The following is a 24,803-nucleotide window of genomic DNA, read 5'->3' on the forward strand; positions in this document are numbered from 1 at the left end:
CACACCCCACCCTCAAACCCGCCGTACAGAGCCTCCTAGCGGGAGTTATCCGATATATCGTTGTCCGATGGTTATCGACTGATCGACGGAAAGCCAAACAATTACAAGGGAAACACCGACTCTCACAATTTCGTTATCGAGAACCATAACACGAGTCGCGGGGACGGTCTGATCTGCTCACGATCTGCCCCTGATCTGCCCGATCTGCGAGCCCAATCACTGGAGCCGATTTATTCAGTACCTACAAAAGAAAAAGCGACTCTTCCCTAGAGAGCCGCCAAAATGCGTTGCAAAATCTTTTCTGTTTGTCGAACAAAGGTTAGCAGATATTTTTCTATTCCCTTCACAACCACAACCAACTTTCCACCGTCCAGTAGCACCCCAATTTGAATCCCCTGTGTTCATAGCTCTTTTGCTCCCTGGGCATCACCTCCTAATCGTCTGATTGTCTGATCGTGACTGTATAGGTCTTTTTCAATCTCACCGCTTCTAAGAACTCGCTTGAATACTGAGCCATGTATTGGGCGTGTGCTTTGTTGACCGCCAGAACCTTGCAGACTTTCACTCCATCAACGAAAACATCATGCAGATATGGTGGTGGCGGTTCCCAAATCTCATGTCGGCTCATCATTGCGTTCTCCTTTGGTTTCCTGAACTTCTACCGCTGTCAGGATGAAACACCAACGTGGATGCCGCTTCAAAAGCCGCTTGTACCGTTCATCATCTTGCCCCGCCCAAACTGCTGAGAATTGACCAACAGCCTCCACACGGAAACGCTCAGAACCGTTTATGAGAATTGCGAACGTCTTTCGCGGTTTCGGTGTCATGCCAAGCTCCGAAGTTTGGCAACAACTTCTCGCATGACTGACTTGTACCAATCCTCGTATGTCAAGGCTTCGCACACGAAGTCATTCCACTTCCACAGATTCACTTCAAGTCTGTGCTTGTAAATCTTGTCTCGCGAACCTTTCACTCGCAGGGAAGGTACATGGGGTTTCTCGATTGATTTCCAATACATCGTAATCCAGTAACTGTCTTTTCCAATTGCACGAAGTAGTTTCGCATGATCTGTCAATTTTTCGATTGCTGCGCTCATTCTGTCAGCGAGGACAATGTTGCCATTGAACAACCATTGTTGCGGGAAGTAAACGTGTTGAAACAAAAGTGCTGTTTCTCCTTCGATGGTCAATGGGTTGCCGATCTGCTCCCAAACACGGCGTTTTCGCATCTTGTTTGCTGTCTCGTTGAAGTAGTCTACTGTGACACCAAGGCGAGTTGCCAGAGGTGTCAAGACACGCTTTGAAGGCATACCCATATTGTTTTCGATCAGCAACAACATCTCAGGAGTCAGCAAGCCCTCTGCTAGTTGTTCCAAGGAGAGACTCGATTCTTCGCGTAACCGCCGCAATCGTTCGCCAGTGGTTTCGGCTCGATCTAGTGCCACGCAATAGCCCCCTTAACCCCTTCTACGGGATCAAAGCCAAATGCTGACTTCTCCTCATAGGCTACCGACAAAAAGGAGTGTGTGTCTGCTAGTGTGACGTAATCAGCGGTTTCAATCGGTTCTGGAGAGCAAGCAAGCGAAGCCTTTAACGCGCTGATCGCATCATCAAACGCGTGCATTTCAAGATAGGAAACTCCAAGCGACTGATAAACAAGGTGTTTTTCCTCGAAGGTGTCAAACTCAGGAGACTGAATAATAGTTTTGAACAGGGTAATTGCGTTGGCATAGTCTTTGACTTCCATAAGGTCAAGTGCTTTGACTTTCTTTTTTTCGAGCGACATGTAAGACCCCTCCCATCTGTAAAGCTCTGATAAAACAATATCACCTGAGATTTATGATTGGGAGGGATTTTGTTCAACTTGTGAATGACATTCGATTTCGTTCCAAATCTATAAACAAAAATGAACCCCTCGCTTAAATGCGAAGGGTTCGAATAAAATTACCTAAATACTGCAATCGTCCACGGTTCAGGTGGAAGATGCTCTGCTTGTTTGGTGCTATGGAATGAGAAGAGTACCGAAAGCACAGCGACAGCAACCAATGATGTAAGAAGGACTTTTTTCATAGTTTAGCCTCCATTTCACTATCTGACGACGGCTGTATTGCGTCGCCAATTTCATAATATCTCATTAAACTTTCTGCGTCATTAGCTTTTGCGGATTCCTTCATAAGAATTTGTATTGCCATCAGTTTGTGTTCCGTAAGTGCCTCTTTAAGTTCAAGAACTTCTTTCGCCCGTTCCGAATTCTTCGAGTAGATCGCGTCCAGCAACATGAGTTTGCCTTTGACCTTGTGGAATAATCTCCCTTCAACCTCGTTGAGAAGTCGATGTATGAGTTGAATTCCCTCTTGTTTTCGTCCAGCTCTCACGAGAGCCTTTGCATAGTCCTTCAACATGATGAAGCCATATTCCGATTTCCGTACTGTAGGGTGTTCGGTCAGGAAACTGTACAATTCTTCAAATTTCTCGACGGACTCCATCAATTTTCCAATTGAATACAACATATAGGCAACATTGTGTAATGCAACTGCTAACACACGTTCGCCTCCAACTTGTTGGTAGAAGTCGTACTGTTCGTACATCTTTGCCTCGTATGTCTCCTCGTCTCCAAGGCGTTTTGCGTTGATCGCAAGACTGTAGGCGACTGCCGCTGAGAACCTAGCAGGGAGATTATTGAATCTCGATTCGATTGAAGACAAGAGCTTTGCGACATTGTAAAAGTCATTCACTTCTGCGTATGCAAGAGTGAGGTTAGAGACTGCCATATACAAGGGTTCGCATTCTCCGAAAAGAGAATAAATTTTCTCTGCAAGTGTTAGAGCATCTGACCAAGTGGCGATTGCCAATATGTAATTCTTTTCACGGTAGTGAATTGCCCCAAAGTTATTGAGAAGTACGAATTTCTCTGTAAATCCCAAAGCTAAGGGCATTATCTTTTGCGCGGCAGACAATGCGGCTTGAAGATTGACGTTGAACTCCACTTGTGCCTGAATGCCAAGCAAAGTCTTTTCAACGTCCTTCATATCGAAACGCTCAATGCTGATGTTAAGTGCCTGCACGATAGCTCGCTTTTCTTGCGGCTTCATTGGTCGCTGTTCATTTACGATACGATAGAGAGTTGACTCACTGATCGAAGGTACACGAATAGCGAACGCGGCAACGCTCCATGCGTGTTTGTCGGATTCTGCCCTCTCTTCCAGAATCTCTTTCAGTCTTCTGCCGTCAGACATAGTATCAACAAAACCGCCGTTGTTTAAGATGCGATTTTCCACAATAACCCCTCCACTGTTTTCTACACGCTTATTATAGCAAAGAATCCACTTACAAAACGTGCGAAGCGAGGGAATCTTCCGTTAATTGGAAAGTTTTTTTCGTAATCATAGCTTAAATCATTGCTACAGTATGTAACTTGGTAATTTTGCCTCTAGAAGCCGCCAGAAGGTGACTTCTAGCAGGGGGCTATATTGGGTCGCATTGACTCTATGACCCTGCTTCATGAAGCGCGGAGAGGCGTTGGCGGGTATCCTGACTATTAGGGGAGCGGGTGAATGAAAAAAGGAGCCTGTAGGCTCCCCCTGTGTTATTTCTTGCGCTTCTTCTTTTTCGGCTCACGGCGTTCATACGTGACTTCCCCATAGTATTCGGTTGGATACTTTGCGTTGTAGGTAGGCGTTGTCTCTTCTATAATCGCGTCTATCCGCTTGTCGTCTATGAACGTCTCAGGCTTGAGTAGTCCCTTTGTTGTCCGATAGTTCTTATGCCCCGCTAGGTTGTCGTTGTTGCCCTTCATCTTCTTGGTCAGGTAGGTTGCCATAGCTCCAACTGATCGAACCGTTTGGATATTGACTCCATCTTGCCACATTGCATTCAAGGCTTCGATCTCGATGAAGGGGAGGTTGAAGAAGATACAGTGGAAGTGGATCGCTCCGCGCTTCTGGAACTCAACGACGACAATGTTCTGGAGTTTACTAACCTTCTGCTTATAAACGTGGTAATTGAGCTTTTTCATGAAGGACTTGTATCGCTTGTTAGCTTCGTCAATGTCTTGTAGGTTCTCTTCGAAGGTCAAAGTCAAGATTTTGGGTTGAATTACTTCTCCGTCCTCGTCAGCCCATCTGTAGGCGTTTGCGTGGATCAGTCGGGCTACGGTCTTCTTGTTACGCTTGTTAGTGGCTTCACGGTTGGTGAGCTTCTTCTTGGAATCAGCAACTTGATGTCTTCCACCAGAAGGCTTGTAATCTGGATGACCATAGCGATGGGTGAACACTGCCTTTTCATAGACAAAGGACTCAATTAGCTTACCGCTACGAATGATCTTACGCTTATAGTACTTTTGCTTTGATGTCACTTGTTAAACTCCTTTTCGTCCAATTAATAACTATTGTTAAAAACATTCACGAAGTGTTTATCAGGGATTTTGGAGGTTTTGACTGTTCCATTTTTGGGCAGTCGGTCGGTGTAGTGTGGTTGAAGTCCTACAATGCTATCATGATCATTCGAATTGGCGCAATATCATCACGGAATGAAAATCTTAAAGTTGTGGAGCAAACTATGTATACAATTCAGATGCTTTGGTAAGAATGAGATTGTTAGACACTTTCACGTAAAGAGAGGGGATTGCAAATGTTCGAACATCTTCGCAGTCGAGAATATTTGGAACAGGGGGCAATGATACGGGTATGGTTGGAAGATGCTTGCTGGGTTCGAGTGATGGATGATCTGAACTATAATAACTTTCGAAATGGTCGCGACTATCGAGGCAATGTAACTGTCGTAACCGTTTCACCACACGAAATTGTTGTTCCCTACAGCGGTTTCTGGAATGTCGTACTCGATCTAAACGGGTCGGCAGGGAGCATTCGACATAGCATCGAATATATCCGCTAAGTCAAAAGAAGGGGCAAGCAACTACAGACCGTAGATGTTTGCCTTTTCATTGTATCTGTTCCTCTTTTATGTTGAAGGGCTACCCGTACTATCCGGACTTCCTGCGCTTCGACCCGACCTACCAGAACTACAAGGACGCAACGGGCACCGTCAACCCGTACGCCGGCTATCTGCACGACCTCAAGAAACATTCGCCGGACCTGCCTGTGATGATCGCGGAATTCGGCGTGCCGAGTTCGCGCGGGATGGCGCACCGCGGGCCGCTCGACCGCAACCAAGGGATGCACACCGAGGAAGAGCAAGGCAAGATCGACGCCGATCTGCAAAAAAGCATCTACAACGAAGGCTTTGACGGCGGATTCGTGTTCTCGTGGCAGGACGAATGGTTCAAGTTCACTTGGAACACGATGAAATTGACCCTGCCGCGCGACCGGGGCGCTTTTTGGTTCAACCGTTTGACGAACGAAGCGAACTTCGGCGTGATCGGCATGGTGCCGGGCAAGACGGAGGACGACGTGATCAAGCTCGACGGCAACGCCGCCGATTGGGCGAAGCGCACCGACAAAACCACCGCGTCCTATCCGGGCTTTGACCTCACCCTCGCGCACGACGAAGCGTACCTGTACCTCTTGGCGCAGAAAAAGTCGGGCAACTGGGACTTTTCCAAAGAGACGTTCACGGCAGGCTTCGACGTGCTCGGCGGCGGCAGCACCACCGCCGACATTGCGCCGGGCGTGACGTTCAAATCTCCGGTGGAATTTCTGCTCCAACTCAAGTGCGACAACGACGGATCGCAACTGTATGTGAACAGCGCTTACGACCAGCACACGTTCCAATACCGGAACTCCTCCGGCGGCGCGGTGCCGTACGACGCGTCGTACCAAGACGCCGCGCTCGGCAAATTCCTCCCGTGGAAACTGGCGCTCTCGTACGCGCTGCACCTGCCGCAAAGCGGCAAAGACGTGCCGTTTGAAGACCTCAACGTCGGCATCTTGAAAACCGGCCAAAACTCGCTCTCCGACTGGTACGCGAGCGGCAACGTCTTGGAGATCCGCATCCCGTGGATGATGATCGGCTACACCGACCCGAGTTCTCTGCAGGTGTGGGACTACCCGTACAAAGCGGGCAAACTGCAAAACGTAACGTCTCCGGGCGTAACTGTCGAACCGCTCCTGCGCGCGAACGGCGACACCGCTCCCGTCACCGTCGATTCCACGGCGTACACGTGGGCGAAGTGGGACGTGCCGACATACCACGAGCAGAAGAAAGCCAGCTACTACGTCTTGCAAAACGCCTTCAAGCAATACAAACAACCGAAGTAACCCTGCACGACCTAGAAAAAACAGCTCCGGCTCTCACGGGGCTGTTTTTTTATCGTGTAAATCATTCAAGAGTGGAATAGCAGGAACGGGGGAGAAATATAGTTTTTATATCGAAAGCGGTTTCGGAACTTTGGATAGTCCAACGACTCACAGCCGACTTCAGGAGGTGGTGTACCGCCGCTTGTACCGCTTCTTTTGTTTCTTCTGCCTGCTGCTTGAATCGACTGAAAACCTAGAGGGGGATGTATTTTTTATGAAAATGAAAGCGCTCGCCGCACTTGCCGTTTTGACCGCGACCACGATGCTAGTAGGTTGCTCCGACTCCAACGAGACGTCTTCGCCGAGCGATTCGTCGAAACCGGTTACGCTGAATGCGTGGATCATGCCGAACTCGCCGCAACCGGACAAGGACTTCCTCACGCTGCTGAAACCGTACCTCGACCAACACCCGAACGTGAAAATCAACGTTACCGTCCTCGACTGGAACTCCGCGTGGACGAAGATCACCGCCGCCGCCACGTCCGGCACCGGCCCGGACATCCTCCAATTGGGCACGACGTGGGTTCCGGCGATCGCGGCGATGGGCGGAATCGAGGAAGTGACCGATAAAGTGAATGACGTGGGCGGCGCTTCCGCTTGGGCACCTGCCTCGTGGGCGACCACGCAAATCGCGGGCAAGCCGAACGTCTACGGCGTGCCGTGGTTCATCGACGCGCGCGCGATCTTCTACCGAACCGACGCGTTCAAACAAGCTGGCGTCGACCCGGCGACGGCGTTCCAATCGTGGGACAGCTTCAAAGCCGCGTTGGAAAAAGTCAACGGGATCTCCGTCGACGGCGGCAAAACCAAGATGGCGGCGATGACGTTGCCGGGCAAAAACGACTGGAACGTCGACCACAACATCTTCCCGTGGGTGTGGGCGGCGGGCGGCGAAGTGCTCAGTTCCGACAACAAAAAGGCTGTGTTCAACGACGACAAAGGCTTGCAAGGCGTGCTGTACTACACCGGCCTCGCGCAATCGGGACTGGTCGACAAAGGCGCGCTCGAAGAAAACACCGCGCAGACGGAAGCCGACTGGGAAAACGGCAAAGCGGCGGTGCTGATCGACGGCTCTTACATGATCTCCACGCTGGCGACAACCAAGGACAAGGGCGGCGCCGCCGAATCGCCCGCCGCGAAAAACTACGCCGTCGCTCCGCTCCCGCCGGGCCCGAGCGGCAAAGCGGCGACGTTCTTCGGCGGCTCCGACTTGACGGTGTTCTCCGGCTCGCAACACAAAGCCGACGCGTGGGACGTGATCAAGTACCTCTCCACCGACGACGCGCAACTGACGTACGCCAAAATGACCGGCGACCTCCCGGCGAAAAACGCCGTGTTCAACAACGACTATTTCAAAAACGACCCGAACCTCAAGCAGTTCGTCGACGCCGCCAAAAACGGCCGCAGCTACCCGTCGGTCGCGCAATGGGGCCCGATTGAAACCGTGCTCGTCAAACACTTGGGCAACATCTGGGACTTCGTGGCGGGCGTGAACGGCACCTACTCCCAAGAGTCGGTCAAAAAAGAACTCGACGCCGCCGCGTCTGAAGTCGACGCGCTTTTGAAACAACAGCAGTAATGAAAGCAGGACTCCCCGCAAAACTCTCAGGGCGGCTCTCTCTGAGCCGCCCCTTTCGATCAAACGAGATGAGGCGAGAAACATGAACAGACGGGCGTTGCGATTTCGAGGGTACGGGTTCGCCTATTGGTTGATTCTGCCCTCGTTTCTCTTCATGGTGGTGGTGCATTTCATTCCGATGATCCAAGGGATTTGGATGTCGTTTTTGAACCTCAACCAGTTTACGCTGCCGAAATACCTGGGCGCGCCGGCGGCGGGGTTCCAAAACTACATCGACCTGCTGACCAACCCCGACAACCCGATTCGTGCCGGGCTTGGCTATGCGATTCGCAATACGATCCTCTACAGCATCGCCGTCACGATCGGGGTGTTTGTCCTCGGCTTGGGAGCCGCGATGCTGTTAAACCGCAAGTTCAAGGGCCGAGGGATTGCCCGCACGGCGATGCTGTTGCCGTGGGTGGTGCCGTCGTATGTCGTCGGGATTCTCTGGGGCTTCATGTGGCAGCGCGACAACGGCATCATCAACCACCTGTTGGTCGACGTGCTGCACCTCTTGCCTGACAAACCGTTTTGGCTGCTCGGCTCCAACACGATTCTTGCGATCATCATCCCGACGATTTGGCGGAACTTCCCGTTTATGATGGTGGTGTTCCTCTCCGGGTTGCAAACCATTCCGGACGAACTGTACGAGGCGGCGAAGATCGACGGGGCGGGCGCGGTACAGCGTTTTTTTCGAATCACGCTTCCGTTGCTCAAGCCGATCATCGCGGTGCAGTTGCTGTTCCAAGTCATCTCGAACGTGTATTCCTATAACATCGTGGCGATGATGTTCGGCAACGGAGCCGGGTATCCGGGGCAGTGGGGCGACCTGCTGATGACGGCGCTCCAGCGGCAGACGTTCGGGTACTGGGCGTTCGGTTCCGGCGCGGCGGCTTCGGTGCTGTTGATGCTGGTGATGTTGGGGGTTGTCGCGGTTTGGCAACGCGCTTTCAGATCGGAGTTGAACACGGAATGAAAACGAGCAAATTTTGGCACTTTATCGCGAACTTGGCGACGTGGTTGCTGGTGCTTGGCGTGGTGTTTCCGATCGTCTGGATGGTGTTCACGGCACTGCACACCCGCGATGAAATTTTAGGCGGCATCAACACGCTGACGTTCACGCCCCAGTGGCACAACTTCGTCGACATGTGGAAGAACATCGACTTCCTCGGCTATTTCAAAAACTCGCTGATCATCTGCGGGTTCACGATGGTGTTCGCGTGCACGTTCGCGCTGTTCGGCGGCTATGCGCTGGCGAAGTACCGCTTTCCGGGGGCGGGGCTTTTTTCCACGGCGGTTATCTCCACGCAGATGATTCCGGGGATCATGTTCTTGATCCCGATCTACTTGATGTTTCTGTGGATCAACAAAACGATTCACCTGCCGATGGTCAACACGTATTGGGGCATGATCTTGGTCTACACGGCGTTTTACACCCCGATGAGCATCTTCATCATGCGCAGTTTTTTCGTGTCGATTCCCAAAGAGTTGGAAGAGTCGGCGATCGTCGACGGCTGCAACCGATTTCAAGCGTTTCTCCGCATCATCCTCCCGCTGGCTGTGCCGGGGATGGTGGCGACTTGCGTGTTTATCTTCTTGACGGCGTGGGATGAGTTGATGTTTGCGTGGGTGTTGACGACGACGTCCGACGTGCAGACGATTCCGGTCGGCATTCGCTTGTTTGTCGGGCAGTTCGGCACCCAGAACCGCTACGACCTGTTGATGGCTGCGGCGACGGTCGTAACCGTTCCGGTCATGCTGGTGTTCTTTCTGTGCCAAAAATATTTCATTCGCGGGATGACAGCAGGGGCCGTCAAGGGTTAATCTAATCATAAAGGAGACTGCGAGGATGACTCAATTTCCGAAAGACTTTATCTGGGGCACCGCCACGGCTGCGTATCAAATTGAAGGGGCAGCCCACGAAGACGGGCGAACGCGGAGCCATTGGGACACGTTCTCGCACACGCCCGGTAACGTTTTCGACGGGCACACGGGCGATGTGGCGTGCGATCATTACCACCGCTATGCCGAGGATATCGCGCTGCTGAAATCGCTTGGCGTGCAGTCGTATCGATTCTCCATCTCGTGGCCGCGCATCTTCCCGGAGAAGGGCAAACTCAACCCGGCGGGCGTCGCGTTTTACCACCGGCTCTTGGACGAATTGGAGAAGCACGGCATCACGCCGGCGGTGACGATGTACCACTGGGATTTGCCGCAATGGATCGCCGACGAGGGCGGCTGGACGTCGCGCAACTCCGTCGAGTATTTCGAAGTGTACGCAGAGGCGCTGTTCCGGGAATTCGGCGGGCGCGTGCCGTCGTGGATCACGCACAACGAGCCGTGGTGCGCCGCGTTCTTGAGCTACGGCATCGGCGAACACGCGCCGGGGCATCGGGACTGGTACGAAGCGACGGCGGCAGCGCACCACATTCTGCTGTCCCACGGCAAAGCGGTGGAACTGTACCGCAGTCTGAATTTGGCAGGTCAGATCGGGATCACGCTGAACTTGACGCCTGCGTACGCGGCGTCTGAGGCACCGGAGGATGCGGCGGCGGCGCATCGGCAGGACGGATTCGCCAACCGCTGGTACTTGGACCCGATCTTCAAGGGGTCGTACCCGGCAGACATGGTGGAGCTGTTTGCGAACTTCCTCGGTCGTCCGCTCGACTTCATCCAGCCGGGCGACGCCCAGATCATCGCCGCGCCGAACGATTTCCTCGGGATCAACTTCTACTCCCGCAATGTCGTGCGACAGGGCAATGACCCGCTGTTGCAGCTCGACCACGTGCCGGGCGGCGGCGCTGTGACCGACATGGGCTGGGAAATCGCGCCGACGGCGCTGTTTGATCTCTTGACGCGCATCAAGCAGGAGTACACGAGCCTGCCGCTTTACATCACGGAGAACGGAGCGGCGTTCCCGGATGCGGTGGAAGACGGCAAGGTGCACGATCCGGAGCGCATCGAGTACTTGCGCACGCACTTCGAGCAAGCATTGCGCTTCTTGGAGGAAGGCGGCAATCTGAAGGGCTACTACGTCTGGTCGTTCCTGGACAACTACGAGTGGGCGTTCGGCTATTCGAAACGCTTCGGGATCGTCTATGTAGACTATGAAACTCAAGCGCGGATTCCGAAGGACAGCGCTCATTGGTTGAAACAGGTTATCGAACGAAACGGACTGTAGGGCGAAGCGGGCTGTGCTACGGAACGGATGGTTCTACAAAGTAGAGTGTACAAAGTAGAGAGGTCAGGGGACAGACAGCGGTCGTCCCCTGATTTTTATGAGGGAGTTTGAGATGACCAGTAAAAAATGACGTTGCTGTCGCTGACGATCCCCATCTTTTTCGAGATGGCGCTGCGCGTGTTGAAGACGTTCCCGAAGGAGCACGCGTGGAAAGTGTTGCGCATCGGGTTCCCGTCGGCGGGGGAAAACCTCTCCTACATGCTGTCTCAGATCGTCATCACCGGCATGATCGCCTCGCTTGGCACCGACACGATCGCCGCCAAAGTGTATACGGAGGCGTTGATGGGGTACATCAACATCCTCACGAACTCGATCGGGCATGGGGCTGATCGGCGTCTGGATTGCGTACTGTGCCGACGAATGGCTCCGAGGCGTGCTGATGTACAGGAGATGGAAGCAAGGGAAGTGGAAGCAGATATCGCTGGTGCAGCAGAATGCACCGGCTATGTAAGCAAAGAAAAAACCCCGTCTCAACAGATGGGGTTTTTTCTATAGGCTTGCAAGGTGATCAGAACCGCTACTCTTTCGCGGCGGTGGCGCAGTGAAAAAACCCCGCCTCCGTGGACGGGGTTTTTTCCTGTCAATCGTTAGGCGTGTGCACCGCCGGTTTGCGTAGAGGACTGTGCGGGCACGGTTGCTTTTTTCGCCTTCGCATGGAGGAAGATGTTCAGCACCACCGCCGTCAGCGAGCCGGTGACGATGCCGTTTTGCAGCAGCATCTTCAGCGCGTTCGGCAGTTGGTCGAACATCTGCGGGATCACCGCGGAACCGAGGCCGACGGCGATGGAGCAAGCGACGATCAGCAGGTTTTCATTTTGCTTGAAGTCGACGTCGGAGAGGATGTTGATGCCCGACGAGACCACCATCCCGAACATCGCCACCATCGCGCCGCCCAGCACCGCCGACGGAATCACCGTCGCCAGCGCCGCCAGCTTCGGCAGCAGACCCAGTACGAGGAGAATCCCGCCCGCCGCGATGATCACGTTGCGAGTCTTCACGCGGGTCAGCGAGACGAGGCCGACGTTTTGCGAGAACGTCGTGTACGGGAACGAGTTGAACAAACCGCCGAGCAGAATCGCGAGCCCCTCGGCGCGCAGACCTTTCACGATGTCTTGCTCCTTGAGGTCGGCGCCGACGATCTTGCCGAGCGCGAAGTACACGCCGGTCGACTCGACCATCGAAATCACACACACCAACACCATCGTCAAAATCGCCGAGATGCTGAACTGCGGAGTGCCGAAGTAGAACGGCTGCACGATATTGAACCACGAAGCGTTCGCCACATTCTCAAACGAAACCATCCCGAGCAACGACGCCGCCGCCGTCCCGACGACGAGACCGATCAGCACGGAGACGGCGCGGATGAAACCGGTGAACAGCTTGTTGATGACGAGGATCAACACCAGCGTGCCCAGCGCCAGCAGCAAGTTGCGCGGCGCGCCGAAGTCCGGTGCGCCTTGGCCGCCCGCCGCGTTGTTCATCGCGACCGGGATCAGCGTCAAGCCGATGATCGTCACCACCGACCCGGTGACGACGGTCGGGAAGAAGCGCAACAATTTGCCAAACAGCGGAGCGAGCAAGAACACGGCGAGACCCGCGACGAGAATCGAACCGTACGCCGTCGCCAAGTTCGACGTCGACGCAATGGCGATAATCGGGCCGACCGCCGTAAACGTACAACCGAGCACCACCGGAAGACGGATGCCGACATAGCGTGTCCCGATCACTTGCAGCAGCGTCGCCAACCCGCAGGTGAACAGGTCGGCCGCGATCAGATACGCCAACTGCGTCGGGGTCATCTTCAACGCGCCGCCGATGATCAACGGCACGATGATCGCCCCGGCGTACATCGCGAGGACATGCTGGAGACCGAGGGTGAAGATTTTTTGTTTGCTCAACATGGTGGAGATCCTCCTTGAAGGGGATAGGATGAGTGCTTGTAGGAGCTTTCAACTTACTTCGAAACAACAGCCTCTTCTTCGAGGAACTCGATATGCTCCGGCGACATCGATTGGATGCGGGCGAGCGAATGGATGCGCACGCCGGTCGCCTCCAACTTGCCGCGACCTTCTTGGAAGCTTTTCTCCACGACGGCTCCGATCCCGACCAGATGCGCCCCGGACTGGCGGACGATCTCTTGCAAGCCGAGCAGCGCGTCGCCCGTCGCGAGGAAGTCGTCGACGATCAGCACGCGGTCTTCCGCGCTCAGATACCGCTTTGACACCGAGACGGTGAACGTCTCGCCTCGGGTGAAGCTGTGCACGGAAGTCGTGTAGAGGTCTTCGGTGAGGGTGACGGCTTTTTTCTTCTTGGCGTAGATGAACGGCACGCCGAGCGCCGCCCCCGTCGCCAGCGCGAAGTGAATCCCGCTCGCTTCAATCGTCAATACCTTGGTCACGCGCTCGTCCTTGAATTCCGCCGCGAACGCTTGCCCGATCTCCATCGTGAGCGCCGAATCCACTTGATGGTTCAAAAACGAGTCCACTTTCAATACGCGGTCGTTCAACGCGACGCCGTCTTGGCGAATGCGGTCTTGTAGTTTTTTCATCTCTCTCACCGACTCCTTTTTCTTCGCTACTTTTCTGGAAAAAAACAAAGAAGCCCGAAAGGATAGACTTCACTCGCATGAGTACGCAAGTGAAACCTATCCTTCCGGGCTTTTCTCCCCAAGGTGTAGCGTGTTCTGAAAAAAAACACGCCTGCGCCGCTCGGACCAGCTCCTGAAAAAAACAAACAGGACGGAACCCTAGACGCACTTTCACTCGTAGTCAAGCAATTTACGGTCGCTTGGTAGAGACTTACGGGCCATATTCCCATGAATTATACGAGTTCGATATTCAAGTTTAGATACAATCTAGCATAGAGTTGTAGAGATCTGCAACCCTTACATTTTGTTACTCTCGCTCAATTTTTTCCATCACGACAGACAGCGCCAGGGCGCGGCTCGTCGTCACGTTGCTGCCGTAGATCACCAACCGCTCGTCGTCGCGGGGGACGGCGATCGCGTAGAATTCACCCTTCATGTTTTCAAACACTTCGATGTCGAAGTCGCCTTTGTCCGTTTGGTATTCGTACGATTCCTTGCGCAACAGCTTGCCGCCCTCCGGAACTTCCGCTTCGTGCCACTCTTTGGGCATTTGCATCCGAAATCACTCCTTTTCCGACCCTATTGTACCAAAAATTGTACCCTAAAACGCCGCCGCAAAAAAACACCCCGGCGCGCCGCCAAAACAGCCCAAGGTGTTTCACTTTCGCTGTGCGTTCAACAGGTCACGCGCAGACGGCGAGAGCACTTTTTCGAAATAGCGGTTGCGAATTTCTCTTGTCAGTTGTGCGCGCTCTTCCAAGGGCAACTTGCGGAGTTTGGCTTCTTGTAAAGTTCGGATGCTCTTCAACTCCAGCAAATCGGCACCCGCCGCCAGCCGAGCGTAGTAGAGTTCCTCGAGTTCGTGCACCGTCATGTCTGGAAGCCGCATCTGTGTTGCCCTCCTGTGCGGATCGAATTCTCCGATCCCTTCTGCAAGTATTTATTCGAATGCTTTAAGGAAAATCCTCTATTTCAGAGAGAACCGCATGCCGGCGATCTGTGACGACAAGCGGCGCGGGGTTTGGTACAATATCCACGAGAACGTAGAACGGACGGCAAGGAGAGTCGAGCATGAACCAAGTGGTAGTGGATGCGTTGCACAAACAGCTCGCCGAGGCGGGCAAATTGACGTTTGCCGAGTTTATGGCAACCGCCCTGTATCACCCGACGGCAGGGTATTACAACCGGGCGGAGATGACGATCGGCGAGGGCGGCGATTTTTACACGTCGCCGATGGTGCATCCGATTTTTGGCGCGTGCATCGCCCGGCAAGTGCACCAATTCTGGGTGGCGCTGGGCAAGCCGTCGCCGTTTCTGGTGCTGGAGATGGGCGCGGGCGTCGGCCAACTCGCCGTCGATCTGCTGCAGACGGTGCGCGAGGCGAACCAAGAGTTTTGGGCGGCGCTGACGTACGGGATCGTCGAACAGGGCGCGCAGTTGCGCGAACGGCAGCGCGAGCGCCTCGAAGCCCGCGACCTGTTGAAAAAAGTGAACTGGTACGACTCTCTCGACGAAGTGCCGGGAGCGGGCGAACTCGTCGGCGTGGTGTTGACCAACGAACTGTTCGACGCGCTTCCCGTGCACCGCTTGGGCAAAAGCGGCGACGGTTACGTGGAGTATTACGTCGCGGCGGACGGAGAGCGGTTTGTCGAAGCGGAAGGGCCGCTGTCCGACCCGGCGTTGGTGGAGTTGGTGGACGAAGCGACGCGGGCGCAGTTTGCGGACGGCGAGCGGTTCGCGGTCTGCCCGGCGGCGGTGGACGTCATCCGCGCGATGGGCAACTTGCTTCTGCGCGGGTTCGTGCTGACGATCGACTACGGCGACCTCGCGCCGGACGTGCACTTCCAGCACAAGCGGGCGGACGGCGTGCGCGGGTTTTACTATCAGAAGCTCACCGAGCCGCTGGAGCGTCCGGGCGAGCAGGATTTGACGGCGGACGTGGATTTTTCGCTGTTGGTTCGCAGCGGGGAGAGCGTCGGGCTGACGGAGGTCGGGTTCACCACGCAGATGAACCTGCTCGGCGGCAACGGCATTTTGCAAAAAGCGCACGAACTGCGCAACAAGCGGTTTGATTTGATGGCGGACGCGGAGATGCACCGCATGTTGACGCTGTTTCTGCCGCAATCGCTCGGCGATGTGTTCAAAGTGCTGATTCAAGCCAAAGGCATTCAAACGGCAGGGCTCGCCGAGCGTTTGAACGCGCTGCGATTCAAACTGGAAGAGTAGGACGTCGATGAGGAGTTCAGATGGTGGAGGGGTGCAGCAGTGCGAACGCTCTTGATCGACATGGATTCGGTGATCTGCGACCTGATGACCGAGTGGCATCGCCGCTACAATGCCGACTATGACGACGATCTGTCGGTCGCAAAGCTCGGCTGCTGGAAGACGGAGAAGTATGTCAAACCGGAGTGCGGGATGAAGGTGTACAACTACCTCGACGAGCCGGGGTTGTTTTTGAATTTGTCGCCGTTGCCGCAAGCGTTGGACGTGCTGGAGCGGTTGCAGAAGTCGTATGACATCTTGCTGGTCACGTCGTCGCGCACGCACGCGTACACGGAGAAAGAGCAGTGGGTGGAGAAACACTTGCCGTTTCTCGGCAAGCAGAATTTGATTTTTGCGCATCGCAAGGACATGATCCGGGGCGATCTGCTGTTTGACGACGCGCCGCACAATTTGTTGGCGTTTCAAGCGTCGGGGCGCGACGCGGTGGCGATGGATTACCCGTACAACCGGGACGTGGAAGTCCCGCGGGTCAGCTCGTGGTTGGAATTCGAAGCATTCCTACACCGAAAGTGGGGCGAGCGGGATGAACGCGAGAACTGATGTGCTGATCCTCGGCGGCGGACCGGCCGGTCTGTCGGCGGCGATCTGGTGCAAGCGGCTCGGGATGGAACATCTCTTACTGGAGCAGGCGGAAGAGCTCGGCGGTCAATTGCACGTGATTCACAACGAGATTTTCGACTATCCCGGACTCTGGGCGGCAAACGGCTTGGAAGTCAAGCGCGTGTTTGAAGAGAACGTGCGCCGAGTCGGCTGTGCGCTGCAGACAGGCGCAAAAGTGCTGGCGATCGACGTCGCCCAAGGAGTGCTGTGGTGGCAGTTGCCGGAGCAGCGCGGCACGCGGGACGTTTCGGAGTTGCGCTTTCAGAGTCTGATCCTCGCCACGGGTTCTGCCGACCGCCGCTTGGGCGTGCCGGGAGAAGCGGAGATGATCGAGCGCGGCGAAGTGTACTCGGCCTCGCGCGACCGTGGATTTTTTTCCGGAAAAAAAGTCGCGGTGGCCGGCGGGGGAGACCGCGCGCTCGAAGGGGCGTTGCTGCTTGCCGACAGCGGAGCCCATGTGACGCTGATCCATCGTTCGGAGCGGTTTCGCGCCCGCCGCGAGTTTCGTTCGCGGGTGATGGGCCATCCGGGAATTGAACTGCTGACGTATGCACAAGTGACAGGCGTGCTCGGGACGGAACGCGTGACCGGCGTTGAAGTGATGCTTTCCGGCGGTGAACGGCGGCGGCTGGCGGCGGAAGCGCTGTTTGTCCGCGTGGGGGTGGAGCCGAATTCGCACCTCGTGCGCGGGCAGGTCGAGACGGACGAGGACGGGTTCGTGAAAGTGGATGAAGTGGGGCAGACGTCGGCGGAAACGGTGTTTGCCGTCGGCGATGTGTGCACGCGGCCGGTCTATTCGAGCATCGCCAAAGCGGTGGGGCACGGCATGACGGCAGCCAAACATCTGTCGGTGATCTTGGCGGAGAGGAGGGAGAGTTCATGACGTATGAATTTGGCGGAGCGTATCCGGGGCAGCGCGTGCGCTTGACGTTTGACGAGCGGGAGTTTGCCGATCCGGGGTACGTGTTGGTGTTTGCGTTTTACGAGGGGCAGTTGTTGCTGACGCGCCATCAGCGGCGCGGTTGGGAAGTGCCCGGCGGGACGCGGGAGGCGCACGAATGGCCGATTCAGACCGCCGTGCGGGAAGTGTTTGAAGAGACCGGCGCGGAGCTGGCGGCGATTGAACCGATCGGGCAGTACGCCATCGAGTTGGAGGGAACGCCTCCGTTTGTGAAGACGATCTACGTGGCGCGCATCGCGCGGATGCATGCGATTCCGATCGGGTTTGAGACGGAAGAAGCCCGGTTGTTCGCCACGCCTCCGACGCCGGAGGAAGTGCGGGACGGCGAGGGATTCTCTCCGATTCTGCAAGATGACGTGTATCCGCTTGCGTTGGAGCGCGTGTTGGCGCATCGGTTTGCGCAGATGTCCAAGTAAGAACCGTTTACGAGCAGAGCCATCCGGGGGCGGGTGGCTTTTTTGCTAGAGGCGGGGCATTGCGCGGGAAATATTTTTTCGACAGGAGTGGTGGAGATGGCGGAACAGTGGCTGAAACAGATGGCGCAAGACGCGGCGGAGTTGGAGACGCCGATGGTGGTGGTGCATCGGGAGAAGCTGGTGCAGAACGTGGAGGAAATGGCTGAATTTGCGCGTCGACACGGCGTTCGATTGCGCCCGCACTTGAAGACGCACAAGACGTGGGAGATCGCCGAGATGCAATTGGCGGCGGGGGCAGTCGGGCTGACGTGCGCCAAACTCGGGGAGGCGCACGTGTTTTTGGAACGGGGGGCCAAGGACGTGCTGGTGGCGTACCCGTTGGTGGGGCCGAAGATTTCGCGGCTGTTTCAGTTGATGGCGCAATTTCCCGAGGCGGTGGTGCAGACGCTGACGGGCGAGTTGGCGCACGCTCGGGCGCTTTCCGAAGCGGCGACGGCGCACGGGGAGCGGCTGAAGCTGTGGATCAAGGTGGACTCCGGGCTGAAGCGGGTCGGTGTGGAACCCGGCGAGGCGGCGGCGCAACTCTACCGCGACGTGATCCGACTGCCGGGGGTGGAGGTACAGGGGTTCCTGACGCACGCGGGGCATGCGTATGGCGCAGAGAGCCACGAGCGGGTGAGGGCAATAGGAGAATACGAAGCACAGTGCCTTCTTGATACTGCGCAGATGGTAAAAAAACAACAGCTGTTGGCTGAACGCGAAGTCGTCTGCGAGGGTGAAAATAGCGCCCGTGCAGGTGGCGAATCTGCTGATTGCACAGGTGCTGCAAGCGTTGGATGGAATGTCGAAGAGAGGGGGCCATTTAGCGGCTCCTCTCTCGCCATCTCCGTCGGCTCAACCCCGACCGTTCGCATCTCGGGTGCCGTTGCCGGCGTGACAGAAATTCGGCCGGGGAACTATGTGTTCAACGACGCCACGCAGATTCGGCTGGGCGCTGCGACGGAGGAAACCTGCTCCCTCCGCGTTCTGAGCCGGGTGGTATCCCGACCGGCTCCCGACCGAATCGTCATCGACGCGGGAGCCAAGACGCTGGCGTTGGACCGCGGGGCGCACGGCAGCGACGCGTTGCAAGGCTACGGCTTGGTTGTCGGCTATGAGCACGCGGTGATCGAACGCCTCTCCGAAGAACACGGTGTCGTCCGCATCCCGTCCGACAGCCGCATCCAAGTCGGCGACGTGCTGGAAATCATCCCGAACCACTCCTGCCCGGTCGCCAACCTCACCGACAACTTGCATGTACTCAATCAGGACGGCTCCTTGTCTGTGTGGCGGGTCATTGCACGCGGACAAACCATCTAGTACACTGGAAAAGTAAGAGATTCCCAAAAAAAGCGAGGGCACACGCCATGATCACCATCGACATCTCCCGCGATGCCGTCGAGCGCATCGAGTTCTTGCAAGCCAAGGACGACCGCGACGACCTCGGGGCGCGCATCTTCTGCGTCCCCGGCTGAGGCGGTCCCCTCTATAAATTGGCTCTGGATGAGCCAAAACCGCGCGATACACAAGTAGAGGAAGCGGGCATTCGGTTCCTCTTCGACTCGAAAACGGTCACGCTCGTCGGCGAACTTGTCATCGACTACGACGACGTCGAAGGCTTCACGATCTACGACGAAGCAGTTCCCCGTTCAAATTGCTGAATGAACGGCTGATTCAACCGAAATTGACCCGCCATCTGACCCAACTGGAGAGTGGACGCACATGAAGCTGCTTGACGCCACACCTGCATTTCTTGAGTTGTACGACCGCGAAGCATCTCTGACGTTGGAAGACTTGGAGGCGTACTACAGCCAATTTCCCAATCTGTTCCGCGACATCTACTTCAATGGCCATTGCCCGCACACTCCGGAACGCCTCCAAGCCGCTCTGGAGCGCTATCCGGAGCATATCGACCGCATGCGCCGCGTCATCGCGCAGCTGCCGGCGATCTTAGAAGAGTGCGCCGAAGCGATGTCGTTGTACCTCAACGTGGAATTTGCTGTGGACGCGACGATGCTCGTCGGCGCGTACGGCTCCAACGCTTGGGTGTCGCACAGCCGCAAGCTCTACTTCGCCGTCGAAAAGCTCTCCGACGACCCTCAGCATCTGCGCGCCATCGTCACGCACGAGTTGGGCCATGCATTCCACTTTCACATGTTGGCGCAAGCGGGGATGGACTGGAGCAAGATCAAGTGGGATGGACACACGTCGCTGTATTTCGAAGGCATCGCCACGTACTTGACCCTGCGACTCGTCCCCGGCTTGGCAGACTGGGAGTACTTCTCCTACGGCGAAGAGTACGGCGGCGAACCGTGGCTGAATTTCTGCCGCGCACACGAAGCCGAAATCCGCCAACGCTTCACGGACGACTTGCCAGCCTACACGTTCGAGTCGGAACGCGAATGGTTCCGGCTCAGCGGCGGTCGCCACTTCGGGCACATCCGCCTCGGGTACTACTTGGGCACCGAATTCGTCAAAGCGCTCACCAAAACGCACACGCTCCACGAAACCATGACGTTCTGGGCGAGGGAAGAGCTCCCGCCGAAAGTCCACACGTGGTTGGAACGCATGAAAAAAACGCCCACCGCATAACGCGGGGGGCGTTTTTCGTGAGCAAGAGGCTCCTTAGCGCGGGGGCGTTTTTTTGTGAGCAAGAGGCTCCTTAGCGCGGGGGCGTTTTTCGTGAGCAAGAGGCTCCTTAGCGCGGGGGCGTTTTTTTCATAAGCAAGCGGAACGTTGTGCCGTGCTCGTCCGATTTCACCAAGACCAGATCTCCGCCCTGACCGCGAGCGAGCAATCGCGACAAGTGCAAGCCCAGTCCCAGTCCGTGGCTTCCGCGCGGACGCTCTTGCCCGCGGAAGAAGCGCTCGAAGATATAGGGCTGCTCCTCTTCGAGAATGCCGGTTCCGTTGTCCGCCACATCGAGCGCGACCCGCTCGTCCTGCACGTCGACGGTCAAGCGCATCTCAAGCGGCGTGTCCAACGTGGGGCGGGCGTGCTTGGAGTTGCTCAGCAAGTTGAGCAGCACTTGGCGCAACGCGCCAGCGTCGCCGCTGACCCAGACCGGCCCCGGCGGCAGTTCGCGTTGAAACTCCACCGACGCAAACGGCGGCAACACGCTCAACTGCTGGATCACTTCCTCGACCAGCGCGACGAGATCGACTTTCTGCCGCGTGAATTCCTGCGCCCCGGTTTCCAGCGCCGACACGTGCAACAGTTGCTCCACCATGCTTTGCAACCGCTTCGACTCGTCAAGCGAGATCTGCAGGAACTCGTCCGCTTCTTCGTTCGTGACGACTTTGCTTTGCACCGCTTGAATCATGCCGCGAATCGACGTGATCGGCGTGCGCAACTCGTGTGAAATCCCGGCGAGCAAGTCGGTGCGCATCTGCTCCAACTGCCGCAAGCGCGTCGCCATGTTGTGGAACGAGGTCAAGAGCTGCTGCAGTTCTTTTTCCTTCACGCCTGCGGGCAGCACCGGGTTGTACCCGCCCTCGGCGATCTGCTGCGCCGCGCGGGCGAGTTGGCGCAAGGGGCGGGTCATGCGCCTGGAGAGCACATAGATGAACAACCACCCCGCCAGCGCCACGCCGATGATCAACATCACCACCACGCCGAATTGGCGGGTGACATGAGGGATCGCTACATCCTTTGGCAACATCAAATAGAGCGCGTACGTTTTGTTGTCGGACATTTGCACGGGAACCCCGACGCGCAGCCAATTTTCCTGATCCGTTTCGATTTCCTCATGCAACACGTTGTTTTTCAAAACGGTCGCCCGCTTCTTGGACTCGCGGCGCACTTCGTCCGGGAGGTCGGGGTTCTGGCCTTTGAGAAAAACCAACTCATGACCTTGTTCATCGAAGACTTGCAAGATGAATTTTTCGTTGCGTAACTCGCGGTACGGACGAAGATTTTTGAGCGACCCCGCCGCATCAATCGTTTGACCGATCGAATCGGCCAACTGGGTGGCGCGCACCTCCATCATCTCATACGCTTGGCTGTAGGCGTTGGACTGTAACCAGACCACGGCAAGCACGGCGAGAAACGCCAAGCTCCCGAACAACACCAACAGATACTGCCACGTCCAATACGTCAAAAGCGGAACCGGCACGCCGTCCCGTCGTCGAAACATCTGCCACAGGCTACGCACGGAGCATGTACCCCATGCCGCGGATCGTCACGATCTCGCCGTCCTCGTTCGGCCAGTTGCGAAGCGATTGGCGCAATCGTTTCACCGCCACATCGACCGCGCGGTCTCCGCCTTCGTAATCAAAGCCCCACACGCGGTCGAGCAGCTGGCTGCGCGTGAAGCTTTGGTTGGGATGGCGTACGAAGAACGCCAGCAAGTCCCAGTCCCGCGGGGCGAGCGTCACCGCATCGCCGCCGACGGTGATCGAGCGGGCAGTGAAGTCGACGGTCAGAGAGCCGACCCGCACGAGATTGCTTTCCACCAACGCCGGCGGTCGCCGGAGCACCGCTTGCACGCGCGCCACGACTTCATCGGGATCAAACGGCTTCGGGATGTAATCGTCCGCTCCGTTTTGCAACCCGCGCAGGCGGTCGGTCACGTCGCCTCGTGCCGTCAACATGATCACCGGGGTCGACCCCTGTTTGCGAATCTCTTCCAACACGCCCCACCCGTTCAGCCGGGGCAAATTGATATCGAGCAACACCAGCGCCGGGCGCAACTGGGCAAACGCCACCAACGCCTCTTCGCCGTCCATGGCGGCTTCCGCATGATAACCCGCTTGGTTCAAGTACGCTTGCAGCAAGCGCACGATCGGTTTTTCATCCTCTACGATCAAAATCGTTTGCATCTTTCGAACTCCTCGTCACATATCGTTCTCTCCTTAGTGTATCAAAACCGCCCGTCTAGAAAAACTGCCCTTGCCGAATGTCTGGACACACTCCCAACACAAAACACACGTATAATTTTCCTTATTAAAAGGTAAACTAACATACTATGAGTGTGTCGAAGATATTGTCAAATTTTGTCAGGTGATAGATGGGAGGACTCGAAATTGTCGATGTTGGACAAAACGCTCACGAGAGGCACAACCGGACGAGAGCAGTCCGCTGTTGAGCAGAAACGCGGCGCCGTCAGGCGCATCGGCGGAATTCTGCGCCGATTGCTGACGGGAGACGCCCTGTCTTACGTGTCGAGTTTTTATTGGAGCCTGCGGTTGCGCGGAAAGTTGGGAATGCCGTTGCCGGTCTTCACGCATTGGAAGACGCGTTGGAGCGTCGCTCGCACCGCCAAATTGGTCGTCCGCGACCGCTTGATCATCGGGCGGATGGACACCCAAATCGGGCAAAACGGCCAAGAAGGTCTCGACCGCAACGTCATTCAAATCGGCGAAGGCGGTGTGATGGACGTGGACGGATCGGTCACGTTTGGTCCTGGCGTGCGCGTGCTGGTCGGGCCGAACGCCAAACTCAAGATCGGGGATCGCAGCTACATCACCGCCAATTCGAAATTGATCGTCAAAACCGACATTGAAATCGGTTCCGGCTGTGCAATTTCCTGGGATGTTCAAATAATGGACACAGATTTCCACCACGTTGCCGAAGGTCGCCCGAACACCAAGCCGATCAAGATCGGCAACAACGTCTGGATCGGGTCCCGCGCCACGATTTTGAAAGGCGTCACCATCGGCGACGGCGCGATCATCGCGGCCGGTGCCGTCGTGACCAAGGACGTCGCTCCTCGTCAGATTGTCGCCGGCAACCCGGCGCGCGTCGTCAAAGAAGAAGTCAACTGGGTGCCGTAATCACATCCGGAATGAAATCTTGAATAATAGCACGCTTTCGCACTCGCTGCGCAAAGCGTGTTTTTTTTAGGGCATTTGGGCTTTCCTATCACGGCTTGCACGGGAAACAAAAAAACACCCCGCGCGAGGCGGAGTGTTTTTGCTGATTCCGAGAATCCGGCTTACACGAATTCCTTCATGGTTTTGGTCAGGAAGTCTTCGGAAAGCGGGAGTTCGTGGTTGACGATCGGCTCTTCTTTGTAGCCCGGAATGAGGTCTTCGTAGGCTTTGAGGGACTCGTTTTGGTACAGGATACCGGTGACGAGGCCTTTGTGTTCCATAACCGTCGCCATCGCTTGGATGCGGTTGGTTTTGTCGTAGCCTTCGATGGTGTCCACGACGGTGATGTTTTCCTTATACCAGTCGTAGGTGTTGGTTTTGTTGTAGGTGACGCACGGCGAGTAGACGCTGACGAGCGAGAAGCCCTTATGCGCGATCGCCGCTTTGATGATTTCGGTCAATTGCTTGATGTCCGAAGAGAAGCCTTGAGCCAGGAAGCCGATGCCAGCAGACAGAGCGACTTGTGCCGGAACGAGCGCGTTCTCGATGTTGCCTTCCGGAGTGGACTTCGGGTTCTTGAAGCCTTGCGCGGAAGTCGGGGAGGTTTGACCTTTGGTCAGACCGTAGATGTTGTTGTCCATCACGATGTAGGTGATGTCCATGTTGCGGCGTGCCGCGTGCATGAAGTGGTGCAGGCCGATCCCGAAGCCGTCGCCGTCGCCGCCGGAAGCGATGACAGTCAGGTCGCGGTTCGCCAGTTTCACGCCTTGCGCGACCGGGAGCGAACGACCGTGGATGGTGTGGAAACCGTAGGAGTTGATGTAGCCGGAGATACGGCCGGAGCAACCGATCCCGGAGATGACTGCTACTTCTTCCGGTTCTTTGCCGGATTCCGCGAGTGCTTTTTGAATGGCGGCTTGGACGGAGAAGTCGCCGCAACCCGGGCACCAGTTCGGGCGTACTTCGTTACGGAAATCTTTTACTGTTGCCAC

Annotated in this window: 25 protein-coding genes, 2 pseudogenes and 1 riboswitch; of the genes and pseudogenes, 15 read left to right on the plus strand and 12 right to left on the minus strand. The window is 56.1% G+C overall.

Annotation, left to right across the window (positions count from 1 at the left end; all coding sequences use genetic code 11):
• Window positions 1-433: 433 nt before the first annotated feature.
• From EL26_RS18465 to EL26_RS18485, 5 genes are all read right to left on the minus strand, one after another.
• Complete coding sequence (locus EL26_RS18465; protein WP_038092410.1) at window positions 434-628, minus strand: hypothetical protein; 195 nt, start codon at window positions 626-628, stop codon at window positions 434-436.
• 195 nt (window positions 629-823) lie between these two features.
• Window positions 824-1,444: a helix-turn-helix domain-containing protein gene (locus tag EL26_RS18470; protein ID WP_038092419.1), complete on the minus strand. Its 621-nt coding sequence runs from the start codon at window positions 1,442-1,444 to the stop codon at window positions 824-826.
• Window positions 1,435-1,785, minus strand: a complete 351-nt coding sequence (locus EL26_RS18475; RefSeq protein ID WP_038092424.1) for a hypothetical protein — start codon at window positions 1,783-1,785, stop codon at window positions 1,435-1,437. Before EL26_RS18475 ends, EL26_RS18470 begins: the two co-directional genes overlap by 10 nt.
• Window positions 1,786-2,065: 280 nt before the next feature.
• Window positions 2,066-3,277 carry a helix-turn-helix domain-containing protein gene (locus EL26_RS18480; RefSeq protein ID WP_038092427.1) on the minus strand — a complete coding sequence of 404 codons (1,212 nt, stop codon included), beginning with the start codon at window positions 3,275-3,277 and terminating at the stop codon, window positions 2,066-2,068.
• A gap of 308 nt (window positions 3,278-3,585) precedes the next feature.
• Window positions 3,586-4,353 (minus strand): rolling circle replication-associated protein, encoded by a 768-nt coding sequence (locus tag EL26_RS18485; protein ID WP_038092440.1) that lies wholly within the window; start codon window positions 4,351-4,353, stop codon window positions 3,586-3,588.
• A gap of 275 nt (window positions 4,354-4,628) precedes the next feature.
• On the opposite strand from EL26_RS18485, the gene EL26_RS26755 reads away from it, so the two are divergent.
• The 7 genes and pseudogenes from EL26_RS26755 to EL26_RS26820 form a co-directional block, all read left to right on the plus strand.
• A complete protein-coding gene (locus tag EL26_RS26755) occupies window positions 4,629-4,892 on the plus strand; it encodes a DUF1883 domain-containing protein (RefSeq protein ID WP_081857326.1) in 264 nt (87 codons plus the stop codon).
• Window positions 4,893-4,960: 68 nt separating this feature from the next.
• Window positions 4,961-6,214 (plus strand): hypothetical protein, encoded by a 1,254-nt coding sequence (locus tag EL26_RS18490; RefSeq protein WP_052036553.1) that lies wholly within the window; start codon window positions 4,961-4,963, stop codon window positions 6,212-6,214.
• A gap of 253 nt (window positions 6,215-6,467) precedes the next feature.
• Window positions 6,468-7,832 (plus strand): sugar ABC transporter substrate-binding protein, encoded by a 1,365-nt coding sequence (locus EL26_RS18495; protein WP_038092441.1) that lies wholly within the window; start codon window positions 6,468-6,470, stop codon window positions 7,830-7,832.
• Window positions 7,833-7,914: 82 nt separating this feature from the next.
• The gene (locus EL26_RS18500) at window positions 7,915-8,847 is read left to right on the plus strand and encodes a carbohydrate ABC transporter permease (protein ID WP_052036554.1); all 933 of its coding nucleotides are present in this window, start codon (window positions 7,915-7,917) and stop codon (window positions 8,845-8,847) included.
• Complete coding sequence (locus EL26_RS18505; RefSeq protein ID WP_038092447.1) at window positions 8,844-9,695, plus strand: carbohydrate ABC transporter permease; 852 nt, start codon at window positions 8,844-8,846, stop codon at window positions 9,693-9,695. The genes EL26_RS18500 and EL26_RS18505 overlap by 4 nt, the downstream gene beginning before the upstream one ends.
• A gap of 25 nt (window positions 9,696-9,720) precedes the next feature.
• Window positions 9,721-11,052, plus strand: coding sequence for a GH1 family beta-glucosidase (locus EL26_RS18510; RefSeq protein WP_038092451.1), 1,332 nt, complete (start codon window positions 9,721-9,723; stop codon window positions 11,050-11,052).
• 376 nt (window positions 11,053-11,428) lie between these two features.
• Window positions 11,429-11,563, plus strand: a pseudogene (locus EL26_RS26820) (hypothetical protein); the annotation flags it as partial.
• 136 nt (window positions 11,564-11,699) lie between these two features.
• Here the strand turns inward: EL26_RS26820 and EL26_RS18520 are convergent.
• The 4 genes from EL26_RS18520 to EL26_RS18535 all read right to left on the minus strand — a co-directional run bounded on the left by EL26_RS18520 (window position 11,700) and on the right by EL26_RS18535 (window position 14,588).
• Window positions 11,700-13,013, minus strand: coding sequence for a nucleobase:cation symporter-2 family protein (locus EL26_RS18520; protein WP_038092459.1), 1,314 nt, complete (start codon window positions 13,011-13,013; stop codon window positions 11,700-11,702).
• Window positions 13,014-13,066: 53 nt separating this feature from the next.
• Window positions 13,067-13,660 (minus strand): xanthine phosphoribosyltransferase, encoded by a 594-nt coding sequence (locus EL26_RS18525; protein ID WP_038092475.1) that lies wholly within the window; start codon window positions 13,658-13,660, stop codon window positions 13,067-13,069.
• A gap of 197 nt (window positions 13,661-13,857) precedes the next feature.
• Window positions 13,858-13,960, minus strand: a riboswitch (purine riboswitch).
• A gap of 46 nt (window positions 13,961-14,006) precedes the next feature.
• Window positions 14,007-14,255 carry a hypothetical protein gene (locus tag EL26_RS18530; protein ID WP_038092477.1) on the minus strand — a complete coding sequence of 83 codons (249 nt, stop codon included), beginning with the start codon at window positions 14,253-14,255 and terminating at the stop codon, window positions 14,007-14,009.
• A 102-nt stretch (window positions 14,256-14,357) separates the two neighbouring features.
• Entirely contained in the window at window positions 14,358-14,588 is a 231-nt protein-coding gene (locus tag EL26_RS18535; RefSeq protein ID WP_038092480.1) for a hypothetical protein, read from the minus strand.
• Window positions 14,589-14,770: 182 nt separating this feature from the next.
• Here EL26_RS18535 and EL26_RS18540 point away from each other — a divergent pair, with 182 nt between their 5' ends.
• The 7 genes from EL26_RS18540 (at window position 14,771) to EL26_RS18565 (ending at window position 20,590) form a co-directional block, all read left to right on the plus strand.
• Window positions 14,771-15,925: a class I SAM-dependent methyltransferase gene (locus EL26_RS18540; RefSeq protein ID WP_052036555.1), complete on the plus strand. Its 1,155-nt coding sequence runs from the start codon at window positions 14,771-14,773 to the stop codon at window positions 15,923-15,925.
• A gap of 39 nt (window positions 15,926-15,964) precedes the next feature.
• Window positions 15,965-16,522 (plus strand): 5' nucleotidase, NT5C type, encoded by a 558-nt coding sequence (locus EL26_RS18545; protein ID WP_038092482.1) that lies wholly within the window; start codon window positions 15,965-15,967, stop codon window positions 16,520-16,522.
• On the plus strand, window positions 16,506-17,465 hold the full coding sequence (locus EL26_RS18550) for an NAD(P)/FAD-dependent oxidoreductase (protein WP_038092485.1): 960 nt from the start codon (window positions 16,506-16,508) through the stop codon (window positions 17,463-17,465). The genes EL26_RS18545 and EL26_RS18550 overlap by 17 nt, the downstream gene beginning before the upstream one ends.
• A complete protein-coding gene (locus EL26_RS18555) occupies window positions 17,462-17,959 on the plus strand; it encodes an NUDIX domain-containing protein (protein WP_038092488.1) in 498 nt (165 codons plus the stop codon). Before EL26_RS18550 ends, EL26_RS18555 begins: the two co-directional genes overlap by 4 nt.
• Before the next feature lie 96 nt (window positions 17,960-18,055).
• Window positions 18,056-19,318 (plus strand): alanine racemase, encoded by a 1,263-nt coding sequence (locus tag EL26_RS18560; protein ID WP_052036556.1) that lies wholly within the window; start codon window positions 18,056-18,058, stop codon window positions 19,316-19,318.
• Window positions 19,319-19,491: 173 nt separating this feature from the next.
• The gene (locus tag EL26_RS25595) at window positions 19,492-19,659 is read left to right on the plus strand and encodes a hypothetical protein (protein WP_161780755.1); all 168 of its coding nucleotides are present in this window, start codon (window positions 19,492-19,494) and stop codon (window positions 19,657-19,659) included.
• Between the two features lie 61 nt (window positions 19,660-19,720).
• The gene (locus tag EL26_RS18565; RefSeq protein WP_052036557.1) at window positions 19,721-20,590 is read left to right on the plus strand and encodes a DUF2268 domain-containing putative Zn-dependent protease; all 870 of its coding nucleotides are present in this window, start codon (window positions 19,721-19,723) and stop codon (window positions 20,588-20,590) included.
• A 106-nt stretch (window positions 20,591-20,696) separates the two neighbouring features.
• On the opposite strand, the gene EL26_RS18570 is transcribed toward EL26_RS18565, so the two are convergent.
• Both EL26_RS18570 and EL26_RS18575 read right to left on the minus strand, forming a co-directional pair.
• Entirely contained in the window at window positions 20,697-22,151 is a 1,455-nt protein-coding gene (locus EL26_RS18570) for a sensor histidine kinase (RefSeq protein WP_152559322.1), read from the minus strand.
• Complete coding sequence (locus EL26_RS18575) at window positions 22,144-22,818, minus strand: response regulator transcription factor (protein WP_038092493.1); 675 nt, start codon at window positions 22,816-22,818, stop codon at window positions 22,144-22,146. Before EL26_RS18575 ends, EL26_RS18570 begins: the two co-directional genes overlap by 8 nt.
• Before the next feature lie 777 nt (window positions 22,819-23,595).
• Here EL26_RS18575 and EL26_RS26760 point away from each other — a divergent pair.
• Window positions 23,596-23,751, plus strand: a pseudogene (locus EL26_RS26760) (DapH/DapD/GlmU-related protein); the annotation flags it as partial.
• Window positions 23,752-23,933: 182 nt separating this feature from the next.
• Here EL26_RS26760 and EL26_RS18585 read toward each other — a convergent pair.
• A complete protein-coding gene (locus tag EL26_RS18585) occupies window positions 23,934-24,803 on the minus strand; it encodes a 2-oxoacid:ferredoxin oxidoreductase subunit beta (protein ID WP_038092496.1) in 870 nt (289 codons plus the stop codon).

Origin of the sequence: Tumebacillus flagellatus (assembly GCF_000714935.1) — a bacterium.
Classification (GTDB): Bacteria; Bacillota; Bacilli; order Tumebacillales; family Tumebacillaceae; genus Tumebacillus; species Tumebacillus flagellatus.